The sequence below is a fragment of the Pseudomonas sp. PDM03 genome (assembly GCF_014852385.1).
GTDB classification, from domain to species: domain Bacteria; phylum Pseudomonadota; class Gammaproteobacteria; order Pseudomonadales; family Pseudomonadaceae; genus Aquipseudomonas; species Aquipseudomonas migulae.
The window spans coordinates 1-12,275 of the sequence record NZ_JACVBM010000025.1 but is presented as its reverse complement, the minus strand read 5'-3'; the positions used below and the strand labels follow the sequence as shown (position 1 = coordinate 12,275).

At 59.0% G+C, this 12,275-nt stretch carries 12 protein-coding genes; 10 read left to right on the top strand and 2 right to left on the bottom strand.

What is annotated here, in order from left to right:
* Positions 1-6: 6 nt before the first annotated feature.
* On the bottom strand, positions 7-1,059 hold the full coding sequence (locus IB254_RS25835) for an NAD(P)-dependent alcohol dehydrogenase (RefSeq protein ID WP_192420210.1): 1,053 nt from the start codon (positions 1,057-1,059) through the stop codon (positions 7-9).
* Between the two features lie 190 nt (positions 1,060-1,249).
* Between IB254_RS25835 and IB254_RS25830 the strand changes: the two genes are divergently transcribed.
* Positions 1,250-2,140: an AraC family transcriptional regulator gene (locus tag IB254_RS25830; protein WP_192420208.1), complete on the top strand. Its 891-nt coding sequence runs from the start codon at positions 1,250-1,252 to the stop codon at positions 2,138-2,140.
* Positions 2,141-2,313: 173 nt separating this feature from the next.
* Here IB254_RS25830 and IB254_RS25825 read toward each other — a convergent pair whose 3' ends face one another.
* Positions 2,314-3,978, bottom strand: coding sequence for an electron transfer flavoprotein-ubiquinone oxidoreductase (locus tag IB254_RS25825; protein ID WP_032829072.1), 1,665 nt, complete (start codon positions 3,976-3,978; stop codon positions 2,314-2,316).
* Positions 3,979-4,525: 547 nt separating this feature from the next.
* Between IB254_RS25825 and IB254_RS25820 the strand changes: the two genes are divergently transcribed.
* The 9 genes from IB254_RS25820 to IB254_RS25780 all read left to right on the top strand — a co-directional run bounded on the left by IB254_RS25820 (position 4,526) and on the right by IB254_RS25780 (position 11,719).
* On the top strand, positions 4,526-5,275 hold the full coding sequence (locus IB254_RS25820) for an electron transfer flavoprotein subunit beta/FixA family protein (RefSeq protein ID WP_007942046.1): 750 nt from the start codon (positions 4,526-4,528) through the stop codon (positions 5,273-5,275).
* Positions 5,276-6,205 carry an electron transfer flavoprotein subunit alpha/FixB family protein gene (locus IB254_RS25815; RefSeq protein WP_008040866.1) on the top strand — a complete coding sequence of 310 codons (930 nt, stop codon included), beginning with the start codon at positions 5,276-5,278 and terminating at the stop codon, positions 6,203-6,205.
* Between the two features lie 116 nt (positions 6,206-6,321).
* Positions 6,322-7,158: a substrate-binding periplasmic protein gene (locus tag IB254_RS25810; RefSeq protein ID WP_192420206.1), complete on the top strand. Its 837-nt coding sequence runs from the start codon at positions 6,322-6,324 to the stop codon at positions 7,156-7,158.
* Between the two features lie 9 nt (positions 7,159-7,167).
* On the top strand, positions 7,168-7,524 hold the full coding sequence (locus tag IB254_RS25805) for a DUF4398 domain-containing protein (protein ID WP_008040864.1): 357 nt from the start codon (positions 7,168-7,170) through the stop codon (positions 7,522-7,524).
* On the top strand, positions 7,521-8,333 hold the full coding sequence (locus IB254_RS25800; protein ID WP_192420204.1) for an OmpA family protein: 813 nt from the start codon (positions 7,521-7,523) through the stop codon (positions 8,331-8,333). Before IB254_RS25805 ends, IB254_RS25800 begins: the two co-directional genes overlap by 4 nt.
* 311 nt (positions 8,334-8,644) lie before the next feature.
* Complete coding sequence (locus tag IB254_RS25795) at positions 8,645-10,084, top strand: PLP-dependent aminotransferase family protein (RefSeq protein ID WP_008040862.1); 1,440 nt, start codon at positions 8,645-8,647, stop codon at positions 10,082-10,084.
* A 95-nt stretch (positions 10,085-10,179) separates the two neighbouring features.
* Entirely contained in the window at positions 10,180-10,653 is a 474-nt protein-coding gene (locus IB254_RS25790) for a translation initiation factor 2 (RefSeq protein WP_192420202.1), read from the top strand.
* A gap of 165 nt (positions 10,654-10,818) precedes the next feature.
* On the top strand, positions 10,819-11,073 hold the full coding sequence (locus IB254_RS25785) for a YkgJ family cysteine cluster protein (RefSeq protein WP_008032889.1): 255 nt from the start codon (positions 10,819-10,821) through the stop codon (positions 11,071-11,073).
* Between the two features lie 40 nt (positions 11,074-11,113).
* The gene (locus tag IB254_RS25780) at positions 11,114-11,719 is read left to right on the top strand and encodes an START domain-containing protein (protein WP_008040859.1); all 606 of its coding nucleotides are present in this window, start codon (positions 11,114-11,116) and stop codon (positions 11,717-11,719) included.
* Positions 11,720-12,275: the final 556 nt, after the last annotated feature.

Genomic DNA, 12,275 nt, shown 5'->3' with positions numbered 1-12,275 from the left:
TAAGGTTTAGACCTTCAGCGTTGCCATGTCGATGACGAAGCGGTACTTCACGTCACCGGCGATCATGCGGGCGTAAGCCTCGTTGATCTGGCGGATGTCGAGCATTTCGATGTCGCAGGTGATGTTGTGCTCGGCGCAGAAATCCAGCACTTCCTGGGTTTCGGCGATACCGCCGATCAGCGAGCCAGCCAGTACACGGCGGCCCAGCACCAATTTGGCCGCGTGGACCGGTGGATCAATCGGTTCAATCAACCCCACCAGAATGTGCACGCCGTCGAAACGCAGCGTGTCGAGGTAGGGATTGAGGTCGTGCTGCACCGGAATGGTGTCCAGCAGGAAGTCGAATTGGCCGGCCGCAGCCTTCATCTGCTCGGCATCGGTGGACACGATCACATGGTCCGCGCCCTGACGACGACCTTCTTCAGCCTTGCTTGCCGAACGGGTGAACAGCGTCACTTCCGCGCCCATTGCCTTGGCAAACTTGATACCCATGTGGCCGAGGCCGCCCATGCCGAGAATCCCGACCTTGTCGCCCGCTTTCACGCCGTAGTGCTTGAGCGGCGAGTAGGTGGTGATGCCGGCGCAGAGGATTGGCGCGGCGCTGGCCAGGTCAAGTTTTTCCGGGATGCGCACCACGAAGTGCTCGCTGACCACGATGCTGTCGGAGTAACCGCCCATGGTGTTGCTGCCATCGACCCGGTCGGGCGTGGCGTAGGTCATGGTCGGACCTTCGAGGCAATATTGTTCGAGGTTGGCCTGGCAGGCTTCGCAGCTGCGGCATGAATCGACCATGCAGCCGACGCCGACCAGATCGCCGACTTTATGTTGGGTGACATTCGCACCGATGGCGGTCACTTTGCCTACGATCTCGTGGCCGGGCATCAGCGGGTAAACGGCAATGCCCCACTCATTGCGCGCCTGATGGATGTCGGAATGGCAGACGCCGCAGTAGAGAATCTCGATCGCCACGTCGTCGGCACGCGGGCTGCGGCGTTCGAATTTCACGGGGGCAAGGGGAGTGGTGGCCGACTGGGCGGCGTATCCGATGGCGGTGTACATGGTGGACCTCGCAAAAAGCATGACAGGTGAGGCGGCGCATTCTGGGCGCCGTACCATTACGCGGCCATGGCGATTCCTCCGGGTGTCATGCCTATTCCTCCGGCATCTGCGTTCGTTGGGTCCAATGGGCAATCAGACCTGCGATGATGCTTTCATCCCTTTTTCCGTGATTATTTTGTGAAGAGCTCCCATGTTGTTGACCCGTCATCTCGATGCCAATGCCACGCTGGTTTCGCTGATTGAGCCTTTGACTCATCGCGATGGTTTCGCGCCCACAGCGTTGCCGGGTGTGCAGGCTTTGCGTGCCAGTTGTGATGTGGCTCGCGGCCCGCAGATCTACGAACCGAGCCTGGTCATCATTGCCCAGGGCAGCAAGTTGGCGTACCTGGGCCCGCGTACGCTGGAATACGGCGCCGGGCATTATTTGATTCAGGCATTGCCGGTGCCGTTCGAATGCGAAACGTTTGCGGCACCGAATGGGCCGATGCTGGGGATTTCCATCGCCATCGACCGGGTGGTGCTCGGTGAGTTGGTATTGGCCATGGGGCTGGCGCCGGGACGTAATATTGCGGCACAAACACCCGAGTCCATGACTTCGGCGGTGCTCGACGACGCGATGCGTGGTTGTGTCGAGCGACTGTTGCGTTGCCTGCACGATCCGCTGGAATGCCAGATCATGGGGCAGGCGCGGTTGCGTGAGTTGTTGTTCGTCGCATTACGCGGGCCGCAAGCGGATGTACTTCGGGCGTTGGTCGAGCAGCAGGGGCAATTTGCCCGGATCGCAGCATCGCTCAGTCATCTGCATGCGCATTACACCGAGCCCTTGAACGTCGAGACCCTGGCCAGTTGCGCGAACATGAGTGCATCGACCTTTCATGAGCATTTCAAGCGCAGCACGTTGTTGTCGCCGGTGCAGTATTTGAAGCGTTTGCGCTTGCTCAAGGCGCAGGCGTTGCTGGTGGCGGAGGGCTTGGGCGTGGCGCAGGTGGCGCATCGGGTCGGGTATCAGAGCACGTCGCAGTTCAGTCGGGAGTACAAGCGCTACTTTGAGCGTAATCCCGGTGACGAACGCGCTGCCTGACAACCCCCTGTAGGAGCCGGCTTGCTGGCGATAGCGGTGTGTCAGCCAACCGTTTTGTTGGCTGGGCGGACGTTATCGCCGGCAAGCCGGCTCCTACAAGGATTGTGTTGGGGCATGAGTTTTGGGCAACAAAAAGGCCCCCATTCGGGAGCCTTGATGTTCAGCGATTCAACTTACATGTTCGGGTAAGTCGGGCCGCCAGCACCTTCCGGTGCCACCCAGGTGATGTTCTGTGCAGGGTCCTTGATGTCGCAGGTCTTGCAGTGAACGCAGTTCTGGGCGTTGATCTGGAAGCGCTTCTCGCCGTCTTCCTTGGTGACCACCTCATACACGCCGGCCGGGCAGTAACGCTGGGCAGGTTCATCGTACATCGGCAGGTTCTTGGCGATCGGGATGCTCAGGTCGGCCAGCTTCAGGTGGCAAGGCTGTTCTTCTTCGTGGTTGGTACCGGAGATGAACACCGAGCTGAGCTTGTCGAAACTGATTTTGCCATCCGGTTTCGGGTAGTCGATCTTCTTGCAGTCGGCCGCGAGTTTCAGGCAAGCGTAATCCGGCTTGGTGTCGTGCAGGGTGAACGGCAGTTTGCCGCCGAAGATGTTCTGGTCCAGCCAGTTGAAACCACCGCCGACGATGGCGCCGAACTTGTGGATCGCCGGGCCGAAGTTGCGGCTGGCGAACAGCTCGTCGTAGAGCCAGCTCTTCTTGAACGCGTCGACGTAAGTGGTCAGTTCTTCGGTGCCGTCTTTCTCGGCGAACAGCGCCTCGGCCACGGATTCAGCGGCGAGCATGCCGGACTTCATCGCGGTGTGGCTGCCTTTGATCTTGGCGAAGTTCAGGGTGCCGAGGTCGCAACCGATCAGCGCGCCGCCCTTGAAGACCATTTTCGGCAGCGAGTTCAGGCCGCCCTTGCAGATGGCGCGCGCGCCGTAGCTGATGCGCTTGCCGCCTTCCAGGTATTGTTTGAGTACCGGGTGATGCTTGAGGCGCTGGAACTCGTCGAACGGCGACAGGTAGGTGTTGCTGTAGGACAGATCAACGATCAGGCCGACCACCACCTGGTTGTTTTCCAGGTGATAGAGGAACGAGCCGCCGGTGTTTTCGGTGCCCATGATGTCCAGCGGCCAGCCGGCGGTGTGCACCACCAGACCTGGCTGGTGTTTGGCCGGGTCGATTTCCCAGATTTCTTTCAGACCGATGCCGTAGTGCTGGGCGTCGGCTTCGCTGTCGAGGTTGAAGCGCTTGATCAACTGCTTGCCGATGTGGCCACGGCAGCCTTCAGCGAACAGCGTGTACTTGCCGCGCAATTCCATGCCTGGGGTGTACAGGCCTTCTTTCGGGTTGCCTTCGCGGTCAACGCCCAGATCGCCGGTGATGATCCCGCGCACCACGCCGTTCTCATCGAACAGTGCTTCCTGCGCGGCGAAGCCCGGGTAGATTTCCACGCCCAGGTTCTCGGCCTGCTGAGCCAGCCAGCGGCACAGGTTGCCCAGGGAGATGATGTAGTTGCCTTCGTTGTGCATGGTCTTGGGCACAAAGAGGTCGGGAATCTTCTGCGCGCTGTCGGCGTTTTTCAGCACGAAGATGTCGTCGCGGGTGACCGGCGTGTTCAGCGGCGCGCCAAGTTCTTTCCAGTCCGGGAACAGTTCGTTCAGGGCGCGTGGTTCGAACACGGCACCGGACAGGATGTGAGCACCCACTTCGGAGCCTTTTTCGACCACGCAGACGCTGATTTCCTTACCGGCTTCAGCAGCCTTCTGCTTCAAGCGGCAGGCGGCGGAAAGACCAGCGGGGCCGGCACCGACGATGACCACGTCGAATTCCATGTATTCGCGTTCCACAGGTTATCTCCTACTCAAGGCTCAACAGTTTTTTTTCTAATTGGAGGTTTGGTGTCGCATCCATGAATTCCTGCACGAGGCAGGAAGAGGACAATCGATGAACCACCTTTCTCTTTGGGTGGCGCATTATATCTACACCACTCTTAGCGTCCAATACAAACGTTTGTTTGAATCGGCTCAAAGCCAGAGAAATCAAAGTCACGCGGCTTATGACTGGCCATTTTGCCGTATTGACCGGAATAGGCGTTCCGGTCAAGATACGGTCGGTTTTGCGCTCGCCGTAGGCTGACTGTTGGTTTCAAGAGCACCTCTAAAGACAGGGCGATGGCAGTACAAGGTGATGCGCAGCGCAGTGTTGGCGCGCAGTTTACACGCCACGATATTTAATGACTTGTTGGTCACCACTGACGAACGGTCATCAACGTCATGAGCGATGGTCACTTGACACGTATGCCGGCGTTTTTAGAGGTGCCCTTGCGCCCGATGAGCATCAACCGCCAGGTTCGCCTAGGCGACTTTCTTTTCACCGGAGAGTAACGAGGAATCCATGAAGGTTCTTGTAGCTGTCAAACGCGTTGTGGATTACAACGTCAAGGTTCGCGTCAAGGCGGACAATTCCGGCGTCGACCTCGCCAACGTGAAGATGTCGATGAACCCGTTCTGCGAAATCGCAGTGGAAGAAGCCGTACGCCTGAAAGAGAAAGGCGTTGCGACTGAAATCGTCGTCGTCTCCATCGGCCCGTCCACCGCTCAAGAGCAACTGCGCACCGCGCTGGCTCTGGGTGCCGACCGCGCCATCCTCGTCGAATCCGCTGAAGATCTGACTTCCCTGGCCGTTGCCAAGCTGCTCAAAGCCGTTGTCGACAAGGAGCAGCCTCAGCTGGTGATCCTCGGCAAACAGGCCATCGACAGCGACAACAACCAGACTGGCCAGATGCTCGCTGCATTGAGCGGCTACGGTCAGGGCACCTTCGCGTCCAAAGTCGAAGTGTCCGGCGACAGCGTTGCCGTGACCCGCGAAATCGACGGCGGCGCGCAGACAGTTTCCCTGAAACTGCCGGCCATCGTCACCACCGACCTGCGTTTGAACGAGCCGCGCTACGCGTCCCTGCCAAACATCATGAAAGCCAAGAAGAAGCCTCTCGAAGTGCTGACTCCGGATGCTTTGGGCGTTTCCACCGCCTCCACCAACAAGACCGTGAAAGTCGAAGCGCCTGCTGCACGCAGCGCGGGTATCAAGGTCAAGTCGGTGGCTGAACTGGTCGAGAAACTGAAAAACGAAGCGAAGGTAATCTAAATGACTATCTTGGTTATTGCTGAACACGACAACAAAGTGCTGGCCCCGGCCACGCTGAACACCGTGGCCGCTGCTGCCAAAATCGGCGGCGACATCCACGTGCTGGTTGCAGGTCAGGGCGCTGGCGCCGTGGCTGAAGCCGCTGCGAAAGTGGCTGGCGTGGCTAAAGTGCTGGTGGCCGATAACGCCGCCTACGCTCACCAGCTGCCGGAAAACGTCGCGCCACTGGTTGCCGAGCTGGGCAAGGGCTACAGCCACATCCTGGCTGCCGCCACCTCCAACGGCAAAAACATCCTGCCGCGCGTTGCCGCTCAGCTGGACGTTGACCAGATCTCCGAGATCATCTCGGTTGAAAGCGCTGACACCTTCAAGCGCCCGATCTACGCCGGTAACGCCATCGCTACCGTTCAGTCGAACGCTGCGGTCAAAGTGATCACCGTGCGTGCCACCGGTTTCGACCCGGTCGCTGCCGAAGGCGGTTCGGCTGCCGTTGAAGCAGTTGCTGCTGCGCACAACGCCGGCACTTCGAGCTTCGTCGGTGAAGAACTGGCCAAGTCCGATCGTCCGGAACTGACCGCTGCCAAAATCGTCGTTTCCGGCGGTCGCGGCATGCAGAACGGCGACAACTTCAAACACCTGTACGCCCTGGCCGACAAGCTGGGCGCTGCCGTGGGTGCTTCCCGCGCCGCGGTCGACGCAGGTTTCGTACCCAACGACATGCAGGTCGGTCAGACCGGCAAGATCGTTGCTCCACAGCTGTACATCGCGGTCGGTATCTCCGGCGCGATCCAGCACCTGGCCGGCATGAAAGACTCCAAAGTGATCGTCGCGATCAACAAGGACGAAGAAGCGCCGATCTTCCAGGTGGCCGATTACGGCCTGGTGGCGGACCTGTTCGAAGCCATCCCTGAGTTCGAGAAGCTGGTCTAATCCAGCCGCTTGACCTATAAAGAGCCCGACCTTTTGGTCGGGCTTTTTTTTGCTCTTCCTGTAGGAGCCGCCCGCAGCCAGCCGGCTCCTACAGGGGGATATAACGGGGTTTGAGTATGGATCTGCATCGAGTGTTCGGTTGGTCATTGCTGCTGGGTCTGACGCTGTTGCCGACGCTGTCCATCGCAGCGGGCAAGTGTGAGCGACTGGTGGTCACCGGGAGCCCGGATGCGCCGCCATATCTGTGGCAAGACCCGCAAAACCCCAAGCACCTGATCGGTGCCAGTGCCGATCTGTTGCAACAAGTAGCAGGGCAGTTGGGCATCAAGGTCGAGATGCTCTATGCCGGCAAACGCGCTCAGGCGCTGGAGGAAGTGCGCAGTGGGCGCATGGACATGCTGGCCGACGCGCCGTTGACGGTCAGTGAGCTGGAAACCCTGGATTACATCCATCCGCCGTTGCTGGAAAACGATTACCTCGTCTGGACCCGAAAAGACTCGCCACTGGTCTACAACCAGGCGCAGGACCTTCACGGTCATCCCGGCGCGTTGTCGGAAAAGTCTCGAATGACTCCGGAATTCGGTACGTTCGCCGAGCAGCAATTGACCCTCGTACGCACTCCCAACCTGACCCAGGCCTTTCAGAAATTGCTGTTGGGGGAAGTGGAATTTGCCCTCGCCGGACGCTATTCGGGCATGGCAGCCGCACAGGCCCTGAGCATGGCCAATGACCTCGTCGCGCGCCCGCAGCCGGTCGACAAACCCGGCCTGTTCCTCGCGGTTTCCCATAACTCTGCCTGCAACGATCCGTGGTTGCGCGGACAGCTGGCCAAAAAGATGACAGAATTGCCCGCGTCCGGACTGACGGAAGCCGTGCTGCAACGCAATATCGAGCGCTGGAAAGCGCAGCAACAGCAGCCACAGCAACCACCCGCCAGTACCCCAAAACAGTAGGGATTTTTAGTGAGTATTCGACCTCTTTTCGCTGCCCTGGCCGTTCTGGCTCTGGCGGGTTGTGCAGCCGATCCGGCGCCGAATGAACAAATACGCCTGACCGAACAGGTGCTCGTGCAAGCCAAAGCCGTGGGCGCCACCGCAGACGATGTGCCGGAAATGAAACTGGCCGAAGATAAATTCGCCCGTGCCCAAGGTGATATGGCCGATCAGTCTTACAAACATGCACGCATGCGCGCCGAACAGGCCGAACTTGACGCGCGCCTGGCCGAAGCCAAGGTCCTGACGCTCAAAAGTGAAGAGAAGCTGGATCTTCTCAACACCCGCATCACTCGATTGCGCAAGCAAGTGGGGGATGCCCAATGAACCTCACGTCCAAAGTTATCGGCGGCTTGATTCTCGCTGGTTGCGCCAGCCTCTATGGCTGCGCCGGTCAGCACAGTGAAGCCGCGTTGCAAGAAGCGGGTGCCGACTTTCAGAAGGTGAAAGAAGATTCCAACGTGCTGCGAATCGCGCCGAAAGACGTGATCCGTGCCGGTGAATCCCTGGCCCGTGCCGATCGACTGTCCAGCTACTGGGGCAGCGGGTCCGACGTGCTGCATTACGCCTACCTGAGCCGGCGCTACAGCGAAATCGCTCGGGAGCATACCAATCAGGTACTCAACGAAGAGCGCGCCGCGAAGCTCGAACTGGAGCGTCAGCGCCTGCAACTGGCCCTGCGCGAATCCAAATTGCTGAGCGTGCAGCAGCAGGGCAAGTGGCTTGAAGAGCAGATTGTTGCGCTGGCCACGACCCAGACTGACCGTGGCCTGGTGATGACCCTCGGCGACGTGTTGTTCGACACCGGCGAAGCGGAGCTGAAAAACTCGGCGAACCGCGTGGTGTTGAAGATCGTGCAATTCCTGCAGCTCAATCCCAAGCGCGTCGTGCGCATCGAAGGCTACGCCGACAGCACCGGCGGCAAGCAGGAAAACCTCAAACTGTCCCGTGACCGTGCGCAATCGGTGGCGGACGTGTTGACGGACCTGGGCATCGACGAAAAACGCATTAAGGTCGAAGGTTATGGCGACGAATACCCGGTAGACGCGAACGCCTCGGAACGGGGCCGGGCGCAGAACCGTCGGGTGGAAATTGTGTTCTCCGACGAAAAAGGCCAGCTCGGCGCCGCCCGGTAATGGACGCTTCCTTGTGAAACCATGCAATCCGTAGGAGCCGGCTTGCTGGCGATAGCATCACCGCGGTGTCTCAGATGAACCGCAGTGATGCCATCGCCAGCAAGCCGGCTCCTACAAACCCGGGCTGCCCGTCAGCGCCGGGTTTTTTTTCGCCTGCCAACTGCTCCGCGTTTTCAGTAAAAAGCAGTACAGATTTTGCTGACACTGCACTGTACCGTCGACTATTGTGGCAACTGTCCCCGTACACTTCTAAACTGTTCCGGTATTGTTTCACGCAAGAATAAAATGCCCGTGAAATCGAGTGCTGCGTCATGACCAATCTCTTGCTCTACCAACGTATTGCTCAACAACTGGCCGAAGACATCCGTCGTGGGGTCTATCAGCCGGGGGAGCGCGTGCCTTCGGTGCGCAAGATGAGCTCGCAGCTCAATGTCAGCCATGCGACGGTGTTGCAGGCGTATGCCAATCTCGAAGATCAGGGGCTGATCCGTGCCCGGCCGCAGTCGGGTTACTACGTGCACCAGACGCCGGCCCTGACTGCGCCGACACCGGACATCGCCCGGGTCGAACGTCCCGGCCTGGTCACCCGCAGCAGCATCATTCAACAAGTGTTGGTCGAATCCCGTCGTGAGGGCGTGTTTCCCTTGGGCGCGGCGGTGCCGAGCGTCGATTACCTGCCGGTGCGGGCGCTGCACCAGCAGTTGGCCAAAGTCACCCGATTCCATAGCCCACGGGCATTCAGTTACATGTTCAGCCCCGGTTTTGAACCGTTGCGGCGGCAAGTGGCAATTCGCATGCGCGATGCCGGCGTGGTGGTCGATCCGTCGGAAGTGGTCATCACCCACGGCTGCGTCGATGCCTTGCAGATGTCCCTGCGCGTGCTGACCCGGCCGGGCGACTTGATCGCCGCCGAGTCGCCAACCTACTACGGGTTGCTGCAACTGGCCGATCTGCTGGGCCTGAAAGTCATCGAGATCCCCAGCGATCCGGCCACCGGCATGAGCCTGGAAGCCTTGCAACTGGCAGCGAATCAATGGTCGATCAAAGCGCTGGTACTGACCACGCGCCTGAGCAATCCGCTGGGCGGCACCATGCCCGAAGAGCGTCAGAAACAACTGCTGCGCCTGGCCTCGGATTTCGATATTCAGGTGGTCGAAGACGATATCTATGGCGAACTGATGTTCGAGCAGGGCCGCACCAAGGCACTCAAGGCCTACGACCGGCTGGATCGGGTGATCTACTGTTCGAGCTTCTCCAAGACCCTGTCCCCGGGTGTGCGGATTGGCTGGATGATTGCCGGCAAATACCAGCAGGAAATCCAGCGCTTGCAGACCTTCAGCACGCATTCGGCTTGCAGCGTTACGCAGATGGGGATCGCGGCATATCTGGAAAATGGCGGTTACGACCGGCATTTGCGCTACATCCGTCAGGAGTACCGCAAAAATCTCAGCGCTTTCCAGCTCGCGGTGCAGCAGTATTTCCCGGAAGGCACACAGATGACCCGGCCGACCGGCGGCTTCATTCTGTGGGTGAGTCTGCCGGGGCGGGTCAATACACAAGAACTTCATGTGCGCGCGTTGCAGCAAGGCATCAGCATCGCACCGGGGCTGATTTTCAGTAACACCGAGCAGTTCAATCACTGCATTCGGCTCAACTGCGGCATTCCCTGGAATCGCGAAGCCGAGCGTGCGTTGATGACCCTGGGCATGCTGGCTACCCAGCTTTGCCAGGAGATGGCCGGCGGAATGTGACGGGCGGGCGGGTAATTCCTGCCCGAGCTTGTCATGTCGCGTCCAACAAGCGAGCATATGGCCCTCTGCCGATAGCGCCGTTCCCCGTTGGATCCATGAAACCGATTTTTCCTGCCGCCTGGTTGTCGATCTGCCTGTTGATGACCATCAATTCGGAAGGCGTCCTGGCGGCTTCCGTTCAGGAAAAACCGGCCGCCAGCGCGACATCGAAAAAACCGGCACCGGCAAAAAAAGCCACGCCGGTCAAAAAGAAAGCGGCTACGCAGAAAAAACGTTCGCCCATTGCCTCCAAATCGAAACCGGCCAGTGAAGTGGCGAAAACCAAACTGCCTTCGGCTGACCTGGATTTGAGCTTGCCTGAGGAAATGGCCGAAGAGTTTAAGCCGGTCGGTACAGTTCCGTTGCCCCGGCACGACGCCGTGTTGCCGCAAATGTTCGGTGAGAAGGCCGGCAGCTCTCCATTCCAGCTCAACGGACGACTGATCAGCAACGAAATGAAGTTGCAACTGCGTAACGAAGAGCGTCGGGAAGTTGAGGGCGCGGCGCTGGAATTGGAGTTCAAGCAGTAAATCCTTCCTCGGCGTGACCCGCAGGCCAGACGCTTTGTCGGAGACTGGTCAGTCACGCTGGTTTGAGCGTAAAAACCCGGCGACAGGTAATTTAAAACAACTGTTTTAGCGGTTACTCTGTGCCCCGTCCTTTAACACATCACCCGTCGCGAGGAGCTCGTCGTCATGAAATGCCGTGAAGGCTGTGGCGCCTGTTGCATTGCCCCTTCCATCAGTTCTCCGATTCCCGGTATGCCCAATGGCAAAGCCGCCGGAGAACGTTGCGTACAACTCTCTGCCGAAAACCTGTGCAGTATTTTCGGCCAACCGGAACGTCCGGCCGTGTGTTCGGCGTTTGAAGCCGACGTCGAAGTCTGCGGAAACAGCAGTGACGAAGCGATCAGATTGCTGGGCTGGTGGGAGCAGATGACGGCGGCGTGATGTGTCAACGAACGGAACTTCAACAATAAGGAATAAGACTATGGGTTCGCTGCATCGTATGGCTGTGCTGTGTGGTTTGACGGTTTTGCTGGCGACTGCCACCGCACAGGCCGAAGACTGGAAGGTGGCCAAGAATGAAGACGGCATCAAGGTGTCCTTGAGTGAAGTGGCCGGCTCTGACTACAAGGCTTATCAGGGCGTTACCCTGATGAAAACCACCATGGCCAAATTGCGCGCACTCCAGGAAGACGTGGCGGGCGCCTGCTCGTGGATTCACGAATGCAAGCAGCAGAAGCTGCTCAAGCATGAAGGCGATCAGAGCTGGACCTACACCCAGTTCAATACCCCATGGCCGGTGACTGCGCGTGATTCGGTGCTGCATATCACGACTACCGTAGGCGCCGATGGCAGTCTGACCCGTAAGCTTGAGGGCGTGCCGAAGTACATTCCTGAAGAAAAGGGTTTTGTGCGGGTTGCCAAGGTTGATGGGTTCTGGAAGTTCGTGCCCAAGGGGGACCAGATTGAAGTGACCTATCAGGTTCACACTGAGCCGGGTGGTAGCGTGCCTTCGATGATTGCCAACAAGTTTGTGGTTGATGCGCCGTTCAATACCTTGAAAGCCCTGAAAGAGCGTGCCGAGAAGTAATTGCTTCGTTTCTTTCTATAAAAAGCCCTGATTTGATCGGGGCTTTTTTTTTGCTGGTTTGTTTGATTGGTGTGCATATCCGTTGCTGCGGTCATGGCGGCTTATGGTTTCGCTTTTACAGCGAGTCACTTGGAAGAGCCCCAAGTAACCAAGGGCTCTTGCCCCTTTCGTTCGGTGCCTCGCTGTGGCTCGGCATGCCCTCGCTCCGGTCCTGCTCCGTGGGCCCGCCGCGATCGGCCATCCCTGGCCGTGCGCGGCTAACCCGGCATCCATGCCGGGTTGCCCACTGCGCAGAACCTGCGCGCGGCCTCTCGAGGGGGCGCTCAGATCAAAAGCTGAAGGCGAGCTAACGCTCGGCCTGATGAGTGGTGGAAATCAAAAGCGTACGGCGATACCTGTAGGAGCCGGCTTGCTGGCGATGGCGTCCGCCCAGTCAATAAACAGGTGACTGACCCACCGCTATCGCCAGCAAGCCGGCTCCTACAGTTGATCGTATTCATCCAGACACCTATGCATTTCCCCTGTAGGAGCCAGCTTGCTGGCGATGGCGTCCGTC